The sequence below is a fragment of the Inquilinus sp. CAU 1745 genome (assembly GCF_039839375.1).
Lineage (GTDB): Bacteria > Pseudomonadota > Alphaproteobacteria > DSM-16000 > Inquilinaceae > JBDOQU01.
Map to the genome: position 1 here is coordinate 36,603 of NZ_JBDOQU010000016.1, position 17,066 is coordinate 53,668.

The window sequence follows — 17,066 nt, forward strand, 5'->3', positions numbered from 1 at the left end:
TACATCAAACCAGGTTGAGAACGCGCACCGGATGAAGTTCGGCCCCGTCGACCCGCGCCAGGGCCACGGGCAGATCGCCCAGGACCGCAAGAACGATCGTGTCGACAGCACGAAAGACGTCGTCGTCCGAAAGATCGCGGGTCAGGCTCTCCAGCCTTTCCCGGTCCGATCGGCGCAACAACGTCACCGGCTGGCCGCATCTCATGCGATGCGCTTCTGCTTCCGTCAGGGCCACCGCCGGGATGTCGTCCAGCGGGGTCTCGATCGGAAGCAAGGTGCTTTCCAAAGCCGCCGGGTCACCAGCGGCGGCCTCGATATGCTCCAGGGTGACCGCGTCGTCAAGGATAAAGGGCCCGACGGCCGTGCGGCGGATGGCCGTCAGGTGCGACGGCGTGCCCAGGAAGACGCCGAAATCCCGCGCCAGGGCGCGCATGTAGGCGCCCTTCCCGGAGTCCGCCTCGAACACCGCGGTGTCGGCGTCCGGCGTCTCGACCAGCCGCAGCGCGTCGATCCGGATGAGGCGGGGCCGAAGCTCCACAATCTCCCCGTCGCGGGCCAGGTCGTAGGCCCGTTCGCCATCGACCTTGATCGCCGAGAAGGCGGGCGGGGTCTGGACGATCTCCCCCGTGAAGCGGGGCAGCATCGCCTCGATCTCCTCCCGCGACGGCCGCTTGTCGCCGGTCGCGGTCACCTTGCCCTCGCGGTCGTCGGTGTCGCGGCTTTCGCCCCAGCGGACGGTGAAGCGGTAGGTCTTCCGCCCGTCCATGGCGTAGGAGACGGTCTTGGTCGCCTCGCCGAAGGCGATCGGCAGAATGCCCGTGGCGATCGGGTCCAGCGTGCCGCCATGGCCGGCCTTCGCGGCGTTGAACAGCCGGCGGACCTTCGACACCACCTGGGTGGAGGTCAGCCCTTCCGGCTTGTCCACGACCAGCCAGCCATGGACCGGCTCGCCCTTCCGCCTACGCCCCACGGCCGGGTTCCCCGTCATCGTCGGCAGGGTCGCCGTCATGTCCGGCCGCGACGTCGCGCGCGACCTCGTCGGAATGGAGCAGCCGGTCGATCTTCTGGGCGTAGTCGAAGGAGGTGTCCGGCTGGAAGGACAGGCGCGGCGCGTAGCGCAGGCTGAGTTCCTTGGCGATCTGAGACCTGAGGAAGGGCGCTGCGCGGCGCAGCGCGTCCATCGTCCGCTCGATCTCCGTCCCGGCCAGCGTCATCACGAAGGCCGTCGCGTTCTTGAGGTCCGGGCTGATGCGGACCTCCGTCACCGTCACGGACACGTCGTGCAGGTCCGGATCGTGCAGGTCGCCGCGCAGGAAGAGGCCGGCGAGGATGTGCCGCACCTGCTCCCCGACGCGTAGCTGGCGCTGGGAAGGCGGTTTGGGGATGTTGGTTGTCATTGGGATACCTCGGGGAACCAACCGCCCCCTCACCCAACCCTCTCCCCGGCGGGGAGAGGGCTACCTTTTACCCTCGCCCCTTAGGGGGAGAGGGAGGGACCCGCGAAGCGGGAGGGTGAGGGGTGTTCGGTTCGTTGCCCTTAAAGCTGGCGGGCGACTTCCTCGCGCTCGAAAGCCTCGATCACGTCGCCGACCTGGATGTTGTCGTAATTCTCGAAGGCCATGCCGCATTCGTAGCCCTCGCGGACCTCGCGGACCTCGTCCTTGAAGCGCTTGAGGGTCTTCAGCGTGCCTTCGTGGATCACGACGTTGTCGCGTAGCAGGCGGACGCCGGCGCCGCGCTTGACCACCCCGTCGGTGACCATGCAGCCGGCGACCTTGCCGACCTTCGTGATGTTGAAGACTTCCCGAATCTCGGCATTGCCGATGAAGGTCTCCCGCAGGGTCGGCGACAGCAGGCCGGACAGCGCCGCCTTCACATCGTCGATCACGTCGTAGATCACGCTGTAATAGCGGATCTCGATACCGTCCCGGCGGGCCAGGTCGCGGGCCTGCGGATTGGCGCGGACGTTGAAGGCGATGATCATCGCGCCGGTCGCGTTGGCCAGCGTGATGTCGCTTTCGTTGATCGCGCCGACCGCGGAGTGCAGCACGCGGGCCTTCACCTCCTCATTGTCGCCGGCTGCCTTCTCCAGGCTGGCGACGATGGCTTCGACGGAGCCCTGGACGTCGCCCTTGACGACGACCGGAAGCTCCTTGGCCTCGCCCGCCGCGATCTTGGAGAACATCTGCTCCAGCGTGCCGCGGCCGGAAGCCACCTGGGCGGCGTCCCGCTTCTTGCGGTCGCGGAACTCCGCGATCTCGCGGGCGCGGGCCTCCGTCTCCAGGACGACGAAATCGTCGCCGGCCAGCGGCGTGCCGTTCAGGCCCAGCACCTCGACCGGTTCGGCCGGTCCGGCGGACTCGATCTGCTCGTTCCGGTCGTTGACCAGGGCGCGGACACGGCCCCATTCCGACCCGGTGACGAAGATGTCGCCGACCTTGAGCGTGCCGCGCTGGATCAGGACGGTCGCGACGGAGCCGCGGCCCTTCTCCAGCTTGGCTTCGACCACCGTGCCCTCGCCGGCGCGGTCGGGGTTGGACTTCAGCTCCAGGATCTCGGCCTGGAGGAGGATCGCCTCCTCCAGCTTGTCGAGGCCCATGCGGGTCTTGGCCGAAACCTCAACCGTCTGCACGTCGCCACCCATCTGCTCGACCACGATGTCGTGCTGAAGCAGCTCGTTACGGACCCGGTCCGGGTTGGCGTCCGGCAGGTCGCTCTTGTTGATGGCGATGATCATCGGCACGCCCGCCGCCTTGGAGTGGCGGATGGCCTCGATCGTCTGCGGCATGACGCCATCGTCGGCGGCGACCACCAGGATCACGATGTCGGTGGTGTTGGCGCCGCGCGCCCGCATCTCCGTGAACGCCTCGTGGCCCGGCGTGTCGATGAAGGTGATCTTGCCGCCATTCTCCAGCGTCACCTGATAGGCGCCGATATGCTGGGTGATGCCGCCGGCTTCCCTGGCGGCGACATCGGTCTGGCGCAGCGCGTCCAGCAGCGAGGTCTTGCCGTGGTCGACATGGCCCATGATCGTGACCACCGGCGGACGCGGCTTCAGGGATTCAGGGGAATCATCCTCGCCCTTCAGCCCGATCTCCACGTCGCTTTCGGCGACGCGGCGGATGCGGTGGCCGAACTCGCTGACCAGCAGCTCAGCCGTGTCGGCGTCGATCGACTGGTTGATGGTCGCCATCACGCCCATCTTCATCAGCGCCTTGATCACGTCGGCGCCGCGTTCGGCCATGCGGTTGGACAGTTCCTGGACGGTGATGACTTCGGGAATCACCACGTCGCGCACGATCTTCTCCTGCGGCTGGCCGTAATCGGCCCCGCGCTGTTTCTGACGGGCGCGCTTGACGGCGGCCAGGCTGCGGGTGCGTTCGGCGACGCCGCCCTCCAGCGCCTGGACGACGGTCAGCTTGCCGCCCCGGCGGCGCGAATCGGTGCGGGTCCGGGTCGGCGCCGCGCGTTTCGGCCCTGGCCCGGCCTTGCCGCGCCCGCCCCGGCCGCGATCGTCCTCTTCCTCCGGCAGCGCGCCGACACGGGCGGCGGCGGCCTGGGTGGTGCGGTCGACGGCGGCCTGGCGCTGCTCGTCCTGAGCCTTCTCGGCCTGACGCTTGCGCGCTTCCTCATCGGCGCGGGCCTTGTCGGCCTCGTCGCGAGCGCGCTTCTGCTCGGCCTCTTCTTCCTGGATCTTGCGCAGCTCCTCCATCTCGCGGCGGCGCAACTCCTCGGCGTCGAGGATCACCGGCTCCGGCGCGGGAGGCGGCTCGGAGGGGCCGGCCTCCTCGGAAGGCTGTTCGGCGGCCCTGGCGGCGGCCTGTTCCTCCTGATGGCGGCGGGCGTCCTCGGCCTCCGCATGCATGGCGCGAAGAGCGCGTTCCCGCGCCTCCCGCTCAGCCTCGGTCAGGGTGCGGGGGGCGCTGCCGCCGCCCTTGGAACGAGCCTGCCCGGACGAGGCCGGCGCGCCTTCGGCGGCACGGCGAGCAGCGGCGCCGCCGTCGGCCAGGCCGGCGGCGGGTCCCTTCTCGGCGGCGCGTTTGCGCTTCACCTCCACCTGGACGGTCTTGGACCGGCCATGAGAGAAGCTTTGACGCACCTGGCCATCCGTTCCGCCCTTCGGCGACAGGCCGAGCTTGCTCCGGTTGCCCAGGCTCAGCGTCGTCTTGCGGTCTTCTTTGTTGTCGCTCTCGCTCATCTCTTCCAGCGTGTCCGCCTTTGTCTCTTGCGGCGGGGCATGGTCCGCCCCGTCCTTTGTTCCGTCAAGCCGCGCCCTCGGGGCCGGCGCGCAAGCCTTGAAGGCGCGCCGCCTCGCCCAGGAACGCTCTCGCCAATCCTCCCGGCGCCACGGCCGCATGGACCGCATGATCGCGTCCGAAGCAGGTCCCCAGCCGGTTTGCCGGGAACAGCGCCACGACCGGCAGGGCCGGCGCCAGCGCCCGCAGCTTGGCGCGTCCGTCCTCCGCGCCGTCGCTGGCCGCCACCAGGACCGCCGCCTGCCCCTGTTTGAGCCAGGCGCGGACCTTCTCATACCCGGCGACCGCCTGCCCCGCCCCGCGCGCCAGACCCAGGAGGGCGAGGCAGCGCGCCGTCAGCAGGGCGTCGACCCGATCCGCCAGATCCTCCGGCGGCCGCACCGTCATCCGGGCGGCGCGCGAGAAAAGACCCTTTCGCACCGCGCGGTCAAGTGCCGAGCGGTCGGCGGCGACCCAGAGGCCCCGGCCGGGAAGCTTCCCCTCGACATCGGGAACCACCGAACCGTCGGGGCCGACGACGAAGCGGATCAGCCGCTCCTTGGGCAGCGTCTCCCCGGTAGCGAGGCATCGCCGAAGCGGAGAGCGCTTCTCCGCCCGCTCCGGGCTTCCGGCGCCGTCTTCGGTCAAGGCCGCTCCCTGGTCCCGGATCAGGCCGATTCCGAGGCCGCCTCCGGGGCGGCCGGGGTTTCGTCATCCTCGAACCAGTGCGCCCGCGCGGCCATGATGACCTCGTTGGCGGCGGCCTCGTCCATCGTGCCCTGGCCGACGATCTCGATCAGCTCGTCGCTCGCCAGATCGCCCAGATCGTCGAGCGTCCTGATTTCGGCCTCGCCCAGCTTCACCAGCATCGCCGGCGTCAGCCCGTCGAGAGCCTTGAGCTCGTCGGAAACGCCGAGCTCGCCCGCCCGCTCCTCATCGGCGCGGGCCCGGGTCTCCAGATAGGTCTGGGCGCGGTTCTGGAGTTCGGCCGCGATATCCTCGTCGAAACCCTCGATTTCGGTCAGTTCCTCCAGAGGCACGAAGGCGATTTCCTCCAGCCCCGTGAAGCCTTCCGCGACCAGCAGATGGGCAATCACGTCGTCGACATCAAGCGCATCCATGAAGAGCTGGCTGCGCTGGCGCGTCTCCTCGATCCGACGCTCGCTCTCCTCGGCCTCCGTCAGGATGTCGATCTCCCAGCCGGTCAGCATCGAGGCGAGGCGGACATTCTGCCCGCGCCGGCCGATGGCCAGCGAAAGCTGCTCGTCGGGGACCACCACCTCGATCCGCCGCTGCTCGTCGTCCAGCACCACCTTGCTGACCTCCGCAGGGGCCAGGGCGTTGACGATGAAGGTGGCGGCTTCCGGCGACCAGGGAATGATGTCGATCTTCTCGCCCTGCAATTCGCCGACGACCGCCTGGACGCGGCTGCCGCGCATGCCGACGCAGGCGCCGACCGGATCGATCGAATTGTCGTGGCTGATGACGGCGATCTTGGCGCGGGAGCCGGGGTCGCGGGCGACCGCCTTGATCTCGATGATGCCGTCATAAATCTCCGGCACCTCCATGGAGAACAGCTTCGCCATGAATTGCGGATGGGAGCGCGACATGAAGATCTGCGGCCCGCGTGGTTCCTGCCGCACGTCGAAGATGTAGGACCGCACCCTGTCCCCGACCTTGAAATGCTCGCGCGGCAGCAGCTCGTCGCGGCGCAGGATCGCCTCGGCGCGGCCGAGGTCGACGGTGACGTTGCCGTATTCCACCCGCTTGACCAGCCCGTTGACGATCTCGCCGACGCGGTCCTTGTACTCCTCGTACTGACGCTTGCGCTCGGCCTCGCGGACCTTCTGGACGATCACCTGCTTGGCGGTCTGGGCGGCGATGCGTCCGAAATCGATCGGCGGCAGCGCGTCGGTCAGGAAGTCGCCGACATTGGCGTCCTCCTTGATGGAGCGCGCTTCCTTGAGCGAGATCTGGGTGGCGTCGTCCTCCACCGGATCGGCGACCTCCAGATAGCGGGTAAGCTGGATCTCGCCCGACTTGCGGTCGATATGGGCGCGGATATCGTGCTCCAGCCCGTATTTGGAGCGGCCGGCCTTCTGAATCGCCTGCTCCATGGCGAGCAGCACTTCATCGCGCTCGATATTCTTCTCGCGGGCGACCGCGTCAGCGACTTGCAGCAGTTCCATGGGATCCTGACCCGACTTCCTTTATTTCCCTGGCCGACGGGGAAGCCCGTCAGCCGTGACCGCCGGAGGCGGCGATCAGTTCATCCGTCAACACCAGCTTGGCGCGCACGATCTCGTCGAACGGCACCCGCGCCACGGCCGGGGCGGTCTCGGCTTCGGGACCTTCGGCCGGCGCTTCGACCTCTATCTTGATCTCGCGCCCTTCCGTGCCGTGCAGCTTGCCGCGGAACCGCTTGCGGCCCTCGACGGCGACCCGGCTTTCGACCCGCGCCTCGAACCCCGCGAACCGGTCGAAATCGTCCAACCGCGTCAGCGGCCGGTCGATTCCCGGCGAGGAGACCTCCAGCGTGTAGGCTTCCCGGATCGGGTCCTCCACGTCCAGAAGGGCCGAAACCGCGCGGCTGATCTCCGCGCAATGTTCCACGGTCATCTCCGCCCGGTCGGCCCGCTCCGCCATGATCTGGAGGGTCGGGCGCATGCCGCCGGTCATATGGACGCGCACCAGCTCATACCCCATGGCCTCGAGCGAGGGGGCGATGATGGCGCCGACTTTGTCCGTACGATCCATGGGCGGGCGTTCGCGAAGTTTCCGGCCGCGCGGGCGGGCGCGGCGATGAATTTTCCCCAAAATGAAAAAAGGCGGGCCGCCGGCCCACCCTTCTATCAGTCCAGCCACCAGGACGGGACCGTTATGGGATGTTGGAGGCGCACTATAGCCAGTTCACGATCCGCCGCAACCGTTTTCGAGATGACCGATATCACCGTCGCACGAAGCGGAGGAAGGCGGGGACGCCGTGCAGGCGTTTCTTCTCGTAGCGGGTGGCGGGCCAGTCGGCGGGGCGGGTCCGCCAGTCGGCGGGGCGTTCGGCGGTCCAGCGGAAGGCGGGATGCCGCCTGGTGTGGAACAGCATCCAGTCGACCAGCCCCGGATTGTCGCTGGCCAGGCGCAGTTCCGCCCCGCTGCGCAGGATGCGGGCCAGGACGTCCAGCGTTTCGGGCTGGATGAAACGGCGCTTGTGATGGCGCGCCTTCGGCCACGGATCGGCGAACAGGAGGAAGGTCCGCCCGACGCAGCCGTCTGGCAGCGCCTCGATCAGCGGCCGGGCGTCGTCGGGATGGATGCGGACATTGTCCAGCCCCAGCGCCTCGACATCCCGCAGGAGGGTGGAGATGCCGTTGATGAAGGGCTCGCAGCCGATGAGGCCGACATTCCTGTTCCGGTCCGCCTGCCAGGAGAGATGCTCGCCGCCGCCGAACCCGATCTCCAGCCACAGATCGTCGACCGGCCGGGGGAAGAGCGCCGCAGGGTCGAGCGTCACCGGCGGGTCGGGCAGGGCGATGCGGAGACGCGGCAGGACGTCGTCCAGCAGCGCCGCCTGCCCGGTCCGCAGCTTCCGTCCCTGGCGGCGGCCGTAGAGCCGGCGCGCGGCCGGCTGTCCGGTCCCCGACATGGAGGCTACGCGTAGGCGCTTTTCAGCGGGTCGACGAGATCGAGCCGTTCCCAGGAGAAGCCGCCATCGGCTTCCGGGGTGCGCCCGAAATGCCCGTAGGCGGCGGTGCGGGCATAGATCGGCCGGTTGAGGCCGAGATGGGTGCGGATGCCGCGCGGCCTGAGATCCATCAGTCCCCGGAGCGTGCCCGACAGCCGGTCCTCGTCCACCTTGCCGGTGCCGTGGGTGTCGATATAGACCGACAGCGGCTCCGACACGCCGATGGCGTAGCTGAGCTGGATGGTGCAGCGGTCGGCCAGCCCGGCCGCTACCACGTTCTTGGCCAGGTAGCGGGCGGCATAGGCTGCCGAGCGGTCGACCTTGGTCGGGTCCTTGCCGGAGAACGCGCCGCCGCCATGGGGGGCCGCCCCGCCATAGGTGTCGACGATGATCTTGCGTCCGGTGAGGCCGGCGTCGCCGTCCGGGCCACCGATCACGAACCGGCCGGTCGGGTTGACGTAGAACTGGTCCTCCGGGCACATCCAGCCGTCGGGCAGGACGTTGACGACGTGGGGACGCACGATTTCCCGGATCTCGTCCTGGTCCAGCCCGTCGGCATGCTGGGTGGAGACCACGACCGAGGTCGCGCCGATCGGCTTGCCGTCGACATAGCGCAGGCTGACCTGGCTCTTGGCGTCGGGGCCGAGATTGGGCTGCGCCCCGGAATGGCGCGCCTCGGCCAGGCTCTTCAGGATCGAATGGGCGAAATGGATCGGCGCCGGCATGAAGGCGTCGGTCTCCCGGCAGGCGTAGCCGAACATGATGCCCTGGTCGCCCGCGCCCTCATCCTTGTTGCCCAGCGCGTCGACGCCCTGGGCGATGTCCGCCGACTGCTGATGGACCAGCACGTCCACCTTCGCGTCCCGCCAGTGGAAACCGCCCTGCTCGTAGCCGATCTCCTTGACCGCCTGCCGGGCGACATCCTCCATCACCCGGGCGGTCACGGCCTCGGGACCCCTTACCTCGCCGGCGATGACGATGTGGTTGGTCGTGCACAGGGTCTCGACCGCCACGCGCGCTTCCGGCTGGGCGGTCAGGAAGGTGTCGACGATGGCGTCGGAAATCCGGTCGGAGACCTTGTCCGGATGGCCTTCGGACACGGATTCGCTGGTGAAGACGTAGTTTCCCTGACGCACGGCGGGCCCTTCATTCTGACGGTCGGAAGCGGGATTGGCGGCGGTTCCATGGCGCGCAATCCGCCGTTTCTTGCAAGGAAGCGGCGGACGGTCAATGAAAAGCTTATGGGAAAAGCCGCCGGGAAAAGCCGAACCGAGGGGGCAGCCGTCAGCCGCGGCTGTCCTCCGGATCGCCGCGATGAGCGCCGGCGATGGTCCGGGTCAGGTCGAAAAGGCGCTTGCGGATCGCCGGATCGGTGATGCGGTAATAGGCGCGGACCAGCTCCAGCGTTTCCCGCTTGGCCATGGGGTCCAGCTCATGGGCATAGGGCGCCGGCTCCTCCGCCAGGCCCGGCGCGGCGGCAGGAGCCGGGCCGGCCGGCGCTTCGTCGAAGAAATAGCTGACCGGTACGTCGAGCACGCGGCTCAGATCGAACAGGCGGCTGGCGCCGATGCGGTTGGCCCCGCGCTCGTACTTCTGTACCTGCTGGAAGGTCAGTCCCAGCGCATCGCCCAGCTTCTCCTGGCTCATCCCCAGAAGCGTACGGCGCAGGCGGACACGGCTTCCGACATGGATGTCGACGGGATTGGGCGTGCCGAGCCGCGGCCGGCCGGCCTTTCTCCTGGGAGGTTCGGATGTCAATGCGGAAGCTCTCTGATGATGTCGCCAGCGAAATCCGTCATACGGTCGTATGCTGTATTACGGCGTTTCAAGCCGGCAGGCCAGCCTTTTGCCTAGCCTTTTGCAAGAGATGAGGCTCAAGCGCGGCCAAGGCGGCGCAGACCGATCGCGGCGACCGAGAACAAGGCCAGCAACAGCCACAACCCGCGGTCGCCGAACCGGGCGTAGAGCGTAGGCTCCGCGAGCGCGACCGGCAGGTCGGCGTCCAGGACGCCCTGTTCGCCCAGCCCCAGCCGGGCCGTCACCCTGCCATAGGCGTCGACCACGCCGCTGATCCCCGTGGTCGCCGCCCGGACCAGCGGGAGCCCTTCCTCCACCGCGCGGGTGCGGGCGATGGCGAAATGCTGATGCGGACCCGCCGTCTGTCCATACCAGGCGTCGTTCGTCAGGTTGAGCAGCCAGGCCGGCCGAACGGCGTCTTCGCCTTCCGCCGTCACCTCGCCGGGGAAGATGACCTCATAGCAGATCAGCGGGCTGACCGGCGGCAGGCCGGGCAGCTCAAGCGTCCGGGGACCGGGGCCAGCCGAGAAATCGGTGGTCCCGGAGGTGATCTTGTCGATCGGCAGGACCGAGCGGAAGGGGACGTACTCCCCGAACGGCACCAGATGGAACTTGTCATAGGTTCCGACCACCGCGCCCGCCCCGTCGATCGCGGCCAGGCTGTTGAAGTACTGGACCGGACCGCCGCTCTCCACGATCCGCGGCGCGCCGGCGATCACCAGCCCGTCATCGGGAACCACCCGCGCGATCGCCTCCCGCGCATGGGCGTCGCGGCTGAGGAAATAGGGGACGGAGGTTTCCGGCCAGATGATATGGGTCACCGGCTGCGTCGCCGGCCGCGCGCTCAACGCCAGATGCTGCTGGAAGATCTGCGGCCAGAGGTCGGGGTTCCATTTGTCGGCCTGGGAGGTAGCGGGCTGCACCAGCCGCAGCCGAACCCCTTCCACCGTCGCGGTGGTGGCGTCCTGGAGGCGCAGCCAGCCGGCGACCGAGAGGCCGGCGAACAGGAGCAGCCCCAGCGCCGTCGCCACGCCGCCGCCGCGACGGCCGATCGCCGCCGGCATCGCCATCGCCGCGACGGTGAGGGCGCTCAACCCATATATCCCGATCCAGGCGACGCTCTGCAGCACCGGAATCCAGCCGACCCAGCTATAGCCGATCAGGTTCCAGGGGAACCCCGTCAGGATGTGGCCACGCAGATATTCCGCCAGCGTCCACAGCACCGCGAAGGCCAGCACCCGCGAGACGCCCTGGAGCCGAAGCCCGTGGAGCAGCCAGAGGGCGAGCCCGGTGAAGATCCCCAGCAGCGCCGGCAGGCCGGCGACGGCGAACGGGATCAGCCAGAAGAAGCGCGCCAGGTCGACGGTGAGCGCCCAGGCGATCCAGTAGAGGCCGGCGACGAAGAAGCCGAAGCCGAAGGACCAGCCGATCGCGAAGGCGGCCCGGCCCCGCTCCGCCCCGTCCAGCAGGAAGAGAAGGCCCGGGAAGGCGACCAGCAGCAGCGGCGCGGCGCAGAAGGGCGGCATGGCGAGCGCCGCCACCGCCCCCAGCGCGATCGCGGCGGCATGACGCCGCCAGCCGGTGAGCGCGGCGATCCGCGTACGCAGGCGGCCGGCGGTTGTCGCCGACCGGCGGGAAGCGCCGGCCGGCGCGGCGTGGTCAGGCATCGTCGACGGCGATCTCGGGCTCGGTGCGGCGCACGCGGAGGCGGCGGATGCGGCGCGGGTCGGCGTCCATCACCTCGAATTCCAGGCCGCGGGCGTGGCGCAGCAATTCGCCGCGCGCCGGAATCCGGCCGGCCATGGAGAAGACGAGGCCTCCCAGCGTGTCGATGTCCTCCCGTTCATCCTCCTCCAGGATGGCGCCGACCTTGTCCTCGAACTCCTCGATCGGCAGGCGCGCATCGGCGACGAAGCTGCCGTCCGGCCGTTCGGCCATCCGGGGCGCCTCGTCGATGTCGTGTTCGTCCTCGATCTCGCCCACGATCTCCTCGACCAGATCCTCGATCGTGATCAGCCCGTCGATGCCGCCGAATTCGTCGACCACCAGCGCCATGTGCTGGCGGTTCTCCCGCATCTCCAGCAACAGGTCCAGGATCGGCATCGACGGCGCGATGATCAGAACGTCGCGCAGCAATTCCTGGAGGCGCAAAGGTTCGCCCGACGCGATGCGGGCCAGCACGTCCTTGATGTGCAGCATCCCGATCACGTCGTCGAGCGATTCCCGATAGACCGGGACGCGGCTGTGGGCGTTGCGCGACAGGATGGCCGCGATCTCCTCGGCCGGCGTGTCGACCTCCAGCGCCGTGATGTCGGCGCGCGGTATCATCACGTCGTAGGCGGTCAGATCCTTGAGCCGCAGGATGTTGGAGAGAAGCATCCGCTCATGCACGGCCGCCGGAACGTCCGGTTCGCCGCCATCCTCGATCAGCTCTTCGATCGTGTTGCGCCAGTTGGCCTCCGATTTGCCCCGGAGCGACGCCCGGAGCCAGGTGCGGAACAGGCCCGGCAGTGTCTGGGAGGATTGTTCGGCCCCGCTCTGGCGGGGCGGTCGACTGACAGATGTATCGGTCATTACCGTCGTTGGGATGGGGCTGTCGGGGCGGCGCGAGCGCCTTCCGTCGGGCCGACTTCGGCGTAAGGGTCGGCAAGGCCGAACCGCGCCAATACCGCCGCTTCCGTCCGCTCCATCAGGAGGGCGTCGGCGTCGGTGAGATGATCATAACCGAGAAGATGCAAAACGCCATGGACGATCAGATGGACCGCATGGTCCCGTGGGGCCTTGCCCTGCTCGGCGGCTTCGCGAAGCACTGTCTCGCGCGCCAGGACCAGGTCGCCCAGCATCACCGGACCGCCCATGGGGGCCGGCGTTTCCTCCCCCTCGGTAAGCGCGAAGGACAGGACGTTGGTCGGCTTGTCCTTGCCGCGATAGTCGCGGTTGAGGACCCGCACCCTCTCATCGTCGGCGAAGGCGATGCCGATCTCCACCTCTTCCTCCGCCGCGTCGCCTGCCTCCAGCGCAGCGATGACGAACGGCGTGACCAGGCCTTCGGCGTCCTCGCCCAGCATCTCCCGCCAGCGATCATCCTCGACCGTCACGGCGAGATCGAGGCGGTCGGCGAAAGCGGCCGTCACGGCGAGCCTTCCCGCCGCTTTCGGTCCAGCGCGTCATAGGCGCGGACGATGCGGGTGACCAGTGCGTGGCGGACCACGTCGCGATGGTCGAAGCGGACGAAGGCGACGCCCTCCACCCCGTCGAGGATCTCGATCGCCTCCTTCAGGCCGGACTTCACGCCCGGCGGCAGGTCGATCTGGCTGATATCGCCGGTCACGACCATGCGGCTGTTCTCGCCCAACCGGGTCAGGAACATGCGCATCTGCATGGCCGTCGCGTTCTGGCCTTCGTCCAGGATCACATAGGCGTTGGACAGGGTGCGGCCGCGCATGAAGGCGAGCGGCGCGATCTCGATGACGCCGGTCTCCATATGCTTGGCCACCTGATCGGGCGGCAGCATGTCGTGCAGCGCGTCGTAGAGCGGCCGCAGATAGGGATCGACCTTCTCTTTCAGATCGCCGGGCAGGAAGCCCAGCCTTTCCCCCGCCTCCACCGCCGGGCGGGAGAGGATGATCCGGTCGACGCGGCCGGCGATCAGCATGGCGACGGCCTGGGCGACCGCCAGATAGGTCTTGCCGGTGCCGGCGGGGCCCAGCCCCAGGACCAGGTCGTGGCTTTCCAGCGCCTCGATATAGCTTGCCTGGTTGCCGCTGCGGGCGGTCACCACGCGCCGCTTCGTCCGGACGCCGACCTCCGACCGTTTCAGCGCGTCGGGCGCGCCCCCGCCCTCCTCGGCGAAGCGGATCACCGTGTCGACATCGGCCGCGGCCACGGGAAGTCCCCTCCCCAGCCGTTCCCAGAGGGTGTTGAGCACCAGCAGCGCCCGGTCGGCCGCGCCCTCGCCGCCCCGGATCGTGACCTGGTTGCCGCGCGAGGCAAGGGAGACGCCGAGCTGGTGTTCGATCCGCAGGAGGTTGGTGTCGTGCTCCCCATAGAGCAGGGGGACCAGCCGGTTATCATCGAACGCGACTGAGATGCTTCTGTCGGCCAGATCCGTCACGCGGAAAGCCGCTCCATCGGCTGGTGGACATGTTTGCCGGTGACGATGCCGCCGGTCAGGCTGTTGGCGAACGCGTCCGTGATACAGACTTCGGCGACCGTCCCGAAAAGCCGGTCCGGGGCGGTCAGGTAAACGGATTGCATGTGCGGGCTGCGGCCGACGAGCTGGCCCTCCCGCTTGCCCCGCCGGTCGAGCAGCACAGGGATCGTCCGTCCGACCGTCGATCGGTTGAAGGCGATCTGCTGCTCGTTCAGAAGCTGCTGGAGCGCCGCCAGCCGGTCCGACTTCGCCGATTCAGGCGCCTGGCCGTCCATGCCGGAAGCCGGCGTGCCGGGGCGGGCGCTGTATTTGAAGCTGTAGGCCTGGGCGTAGCCGATATCGGTGACGAGCCTGAGCGTGTCGGCGAAATCGCGGTCGGTCTCGCCGGGGAAGCCGACGATGAAATCCGAGGAGAGCGCGAGATCCGGCCGGGCGGCGCGCAACCGGTCGACGACCCGGCGATAATCGTCCGCGCCATGCTTGCGGTTCATCGCGGCCAGGATGCGGTCGGATCCGCTCTGCACCGGCAGATGGAGGAACGGCATGAGCTGCGGCACCTCGCCATGGGCGGCGATCAGATCGTCATCCATGTCGCGGGGGTGGGAGGTGGTGTAGCGGATGCGTTCCAGCCCCGCGATCCCGGCCATCTCGCGGATCAGCCGGCCCAGCCCCCAGACGGTCCCGTCCGCCGCCTGCCCGTGGAAGGCGTTGACGTTCTGCCCCAGAAGCGTGATCTCCCGCGCGCCGCCGGCGACCAGCCGCCGCGCCTCGGCCAGGATCTGTTCCGGCGTCCGGGAATATTCCGCCCCGCGCGTGTAGGGCACGACGCAGAAGGTGCAGAACTTGTCGCAGCCTTCCTGAACCGACAGGAAGGCCGAGACGCCCTGGCCTGCGCTTTCCTCCGGCAGATGGTCGAACTTGCTTTCCAGCGGGAAATCAGTGTTGAGCACGCCGCCGGTCCGCCTTGTCGCCTGGGCGACCATCTCCGGCAGGGCGTGATAGGTCTGCGGGCCGAACACCATGTCGACATAGGGGGCGCGGGCCATGATCTCCTCGCCCTCCGCCTGGGCGACGCAGCCGGCGACGGCGATGATCATGTCCTGGCCGGAAGCCTTCCGGTCGCGCCGCTGTTCACGCAGCCGGCCCAGTTCGGAGAACACCTTCTCCGTCGCCTTCTCGCGGATATGGCAGGTGTTGAGGATCACCATGTCGGCATCTTCGGGGGCCGGCGTCGCGACATAGCCCAGAGGCGCCAGGACATCCGCCATCCGGGCGGAGTCGTAGACGTTCATCTGGCAGCCATAGGTCTTGATGAAAAGCTTCTTTGTCACCGCCCGTCCGCGATCAACCGGCGCCCGGTACGGGCGCGCCTCCCCCACATGACCCGAATCCCGTGGGAAATCAAGACCGCGAGGCCGATTCGATTCTCGCCCCGACCCCCGCATTGGCGTCCGCGACGCCCCCGGCGATCGTCCGCCAGCAATGGTCGGCCAGCGCCTTGCGCCCGGCGAACCCTTCCAGCGCGACCGGCGGGTGGAAGCGCACGGAGACCCGCAACCGCCCCAGCTTCACCATCTCCCAGAGATGCGGCGCGAGGTCCATGTCGCCATACCAGGCGTAGCAGGGCCTGAGCGCCCGGCCGAGCGGAATGCCGTCCAGGCGCGTGGCCGTGACCGACACCGGCTGGAGCTGGATCGGCTTGCCATCCACCTCCATCGACGCCACGGCGAAGAGGGCGGTCTTGAAGGGCAGCGTCCGGTTGCCGTCGCTGGACGTGCCTTCGGGAAACAGGATCAGATTGTCCCGCGCCTCCAGCCTTTCCCGTACCTCGTTTCGATCCCGGTCGGCGTTGCGCGCCCGGCGGTCGACGAAGACGCTGCGCTGGAGCTTCGCCAGCAGGCCGAACAGCGGCCAGGTGCCGACCTCCGTCTTGGCGACGAAGCTGCCTTCGATCAGCGCGCCCAGCACCATGATGTCCAGATAGGAGGAATGGTTGCTGATGAAGAGGGTCGGCCGGACGGTCGAGCGTGCGCCCTCGACCTCCAGATCCAGCCCGACGATGCGGCAGCAGGCGCGATGGTAGAGAAGCGGCAGCCGGTCGCGGACGAAGCCCAGCCGCGCCCAGACCGCCACCGCCTGGATGGGGATCAGAAGCGCCGTCCATGCCAGATAGACGGCGAGCCGGCAGCTTCCCAGAAGCGGAGACCCCATCGGAACGGCGACGCCCCTCCGGGATCAGAGACGCTGATAGGCCAGGACCGGCCTTCGTTCGCGCTTTTCGTAGTGACGGTAATATTTCTCCGTCACCAGATCGGTCTTCACAACGACGCACACGTCGGTGGTGTTGAACTGATGGTCGACGACCGCGCCGTCGCCGACCAGCCCGCCGAGGCGGAGATAGCCTTTGATGAGCGGCGGCAGCGCCGCGAGCGCCGCCCGCCGGTCGATGTCGTCGACGCGCAGCCGGTTCATCGGCACGTAGCGCTCGATCAGGGCCTTCGGCCTGAGCGCCGGCGGCGCCAGATGATAGTGATAGAGGTAGGAAAGCGGCAGCGAGACCGCTTCGGGCGTGACGCCGGGAATGCTGGCGCAGCCGAACATCAGTTCGATATCGTATTGGAAGACGTAGGCGGCGATCCCCCGCCACAAAAGCTGCATGGTCTGGCCGGTGCGGAAATCCGCATGGACGCAGGACCGGCCCAGTTCCAGGATCTCGCCCGGATAGCGCAGCAGGGTCGCAATGTCGTATTCGCCGGCGGAATAGAACGAACCGATCCGCCCGGCCGCCTCCCGCCGGATCAGCCGGTAGGTGCCGACGACGCCGTCCGCGCCCGGCCCCCGCTCGTGATCGATCACCAGCAGATGGTCGGCGACCGCGTCATAGACGTCGAAATCGCGTTTCCGGGCGGCCATCTCGAAGGACGGCTTGGCCGACATCTCGCCATAGAAGATGTCGTAGCGGAGGGACTGGGCGGCCTCCACCTCCGGCGCCGTCCGGGCCAGCCTGACCTCCAGGCTGCCGGCGCGGAAGCTCCAGCCATAATCCCCTACCGGGGTCGTTTCTGCCATCGTCCCTGCATTCGCCTGAGCGGGCCGGCTCGGCCCCTTTCGACCCCCTCTAACAAAGTCGGACTGTCCGGGGCAATGAAAGCTTAGCTAAGGATTCGTGACAACGGCCCGGCGGCCATTCCGGCTTCGCGCC

The 17,066-nt window shown here is 68.5% G+C and carries 16 protein-coding genes; all 16 read right to left on the bottom strand.

What is annotated here, in order from left to right; translation table 11 throughout:
• Window positions 1-4 precede the first annotated feature (4 nt).
• On the bottom strand, window positions 5-970 hold the full coding sequence (truB, locus tag AAFN89_RS16810) for a tRNA pseudouridine(55) synthase TruB (RefSeq protein WP_347540444.1): 966 nt from the start codon (window positions 968-970) through the stop codon (window positions 5-7).
• Window positions 960-1,397 carry a 30S ribosome-binding factor RbfA gene (gene rbfA, locus AAFN89_RS16815; protein WP_347540367.1) on the bottom strand — a complete coding sequence of 146 codons (438 nt, stop codon included), beginning with the start codon at window positions 1,395-1,397 and terminating at the stop codon, window positions 960-962. Before rbfA ends, truB begins: the two co-directional genes overlap by 11 nt.
• Window positions 1,398-1,537: 140 nt before the next feature.
• The gene (gene infB, locus AAFN89_RS16820; RefSeq protein ID WP_347540368.1) at window positions 1,538-4,198 is read right to left on the bottom strand and encodes a translation initiation factor IF-2; all 2,661 of its coding nucleotides are present in this window, start codon (window positions 4,196-4,198) and stop codon (window positions 1,538-1,540) included.
• Window positions 4,199-4,262: 64 nt separating this feature from the next.
• Window positions 4,263-4,883, bottom strand: a complete 621-nt coding sequence (locus AAFN89_RS16825; protein ID WP_347540369.1) for an RNA-binding protein — start codon at window positions 4,881-4,883, stop codon at window positions 4,263-4,265.
• 20 nt (window positions 4,884-4,903) lie between these two features.
• Complete coding sequence (gene nusA, locus AAFN89_RS16830) at window positions 4,904-6,424, bottom strand: transcription termination factor NusA (protein WP_347540370.1); 1,521 nt, start codon at window positions 6,422-6,424, stop codon at window positions 4,904-4,906.
• 49 nt (window positions 6,425-6,473) lie between these two features.
• Window positions 6,474-6,992, bottom strand: coding sequence for a ribosome maturation factor RimP (gene rimP / locus AAFN89_RS16835; RefSeq protein ID WP_347540371.1), 519 nt, complete (start codon window positions 6,990-6,992; stop codon window positions 6,474-6,476).
• Between the two features lie 190 nt (window positions 6,993-7,182).
• Window positions 7,183-7,875: a tRNA (guanine(46)-N(7))-methyltransferase TrmB gene (locus AAFN89_RS16840; protein WP_347540372.1), complete on the bottom strand. Its 693-nt coding sequence runs from the start codon at window positions 7,873-7,875 to the stop codon at window positions 7,183-7,185.
• Between the two features lie 5 nt (window positions 7,876-7,880).
• The gene (gene metK / locus AAFN89_RS16845; RefSeq protein ID WP_347540373.1) at window positions 7,881-9,050 is read right to left on the bottom strand and encodes a methionine adenosyltransferase; all 1,170 of its coding nucleotides are present in this window, start codon (window positions 9,048-9,050) and stop codon (window positions 7,881-7,883) included.
• 148 nt (window positions 9,051-9,198) lie between these two features.
• The gene (locus tag AAFN89_RS16850; protein WP_347540374.1) at window positions 9,199-9,672 is read right to left on the bottom strand and encodes a helix-turn-helix transcriptional regulator; all 474 of its coding nucleotides are present in this window, start codon (window positions 9,670-9,672) and stop codon (window positions 9,199-9,201) included.
• A 116-nt stretch (window positions 9,673-9,788) separates the two neighbouring features.
• Entirely contained in the window at window positions 9,789-11,378 is a 1,590-nt protein-coding gene (gene lnt, locus AAFN89_RS16855) for an apolipoprotein N-acyltransferase (protein ID WP_347540375.1), read from the bottom strand.
• Window positions 11,371-12,285, bottom strand: a complete 915-nt coding sequence (locus AAFN89_RS16860) for a hemolysin family protein (RefSeq protein ID WP_347540376.1) — start codon at window positions 12,283-12,285, stop codon at window positions 11,371-11,373. Before AAFN89_RS16860 ends, lnt begins: the two co-directional genes overlap by 8 nt.
• Window positions 12,285-12,845, bottom strand: a complete 561-nt coding sequence (gene ybeY / locus AAFN89_RS16865; protein WP_347540377.1) for an rRNA maturation RNase YbeY — start codon at window positions 12,843-12,845, stop codon at window positions 12,285-12,287. The genes AAFN89_RS16860 and ybeY overlap by 1 nt, the downstream gene beginning before the upstream one ends.
• Window positions 12,842-13,825, bottom strand: coding sequence for a PhoH family protein (locus tag AAFN89_RS16870; RefSeq protein WP_347540378.1), 984 nt, complete (start codon window positions 13,823-13,825; stop codon window positions 12,842-12,844). Before AAFN89_RS16870 ends, ybeY begins: the two co-directional genes overlap by 4 nt.
• Window positions 13,822-15,195 (bottom strand): tRNA (N6-isopentenyl adenosine(37)-C2)-methylthiotransferase MiaB, encoded by a 1,374-nt coding sequence (gene miaB / locus AAFN89_RS16875; protein WP_347540379.1) that lies wholly within the window; start codon window positions 15,193-15,195, stop codon window positions 13,822-13,824. Before miaB ends, AAFN89_RS16870 begins: the two co-directional genes overlap by 4 nt.
• 70 nt (window positions 15,196-15,265) lie before the next feature.
• Window positions 15,266-16,075, bottom strand: coding sequence for a lysophospholipid acyltransferase family protein (locus AAFN89_RS16880; protein WP_347540380.1), 810 nt, complete (start codon window positions 16,073-16,075; stop codon window positions 15,266-15,268).
• Between the two features lie 24 nt (window positions 16,076-16,099).
• A complete protein-coding gene (locus tag AAFN89_RS16885; RefSeq protein WP_347540381.1) occupies window positions 16,100-16,933 on the bottom strand; it encodes a GNAT family N-acyltransferase in 834 nt (277 codons plus the stop codon).
• Between the last annotated feature and the right edge of the window lie 133 nt (window positions 16,934-17,066).

Coding starts and splice junctions, on each gene's coding strand:
- rbfA (WP_347540367.1), bottom strand. CDS start 1,397: ATGACAACCAACATCCCCAAACCGCCTTCCCAGCGCCAGCTACGCGTC.
- infB (WP_347540368.1), bottom strand. CDS start 4,198: ATGAGCGAGAGCGACAACAAAGAAGACCGCAAGACGACGCTGAGCCTG.
- nusA (WP_347540370.1), bottom strand. CDS start 6,424: ATGGAACTGCTGCAAGTCGCTGACGCGGTCGCCCGCGAGAAGAATATC.
- rimP (WP_347540371.1), bottom strand. CDS start 6,992: ATGGATCGTACGGACAAAGTCGGCGCCATCATCGCCCCCTCGCTCGAG.
- AAFN89_RS16840 (WP_347540372.1), bottom strand. CDS start 7,875: ATGTCGGGGACCGGACAGCCGGCCGCGCGCCGGCTCTACGGCCGCCGC.
- lnt (WP_347540375.1), bottom strand. CDS start 11,378: ATGCCTGACCACGCCGCGCCGGCCGGCGCTTCCCGCCGGTCGGCGACA.
- AAFN89_RS16860 (WP_347540376.1), bottom strand. CDS start 12,285: ATGACCGATACATCTGTCAGTCGACCGCCCCGCCAGAGCGGGGCCGAA.
- AAFN89_RS16880 (WP_347540380.1), bottom strand. CDS start 16,075: ATGGGGTCTCCGCTTCTGGGAAGCTGCCGGCTCGCCGTCTATCTGGCA.
- AAFN89_RS16885 (WP_347540381.1), bottom strand. CDS start 16,933: ATGGCAGAAACGACCCCGGTAGGGGATTATGGCTGGAGCTTCCGCGCC.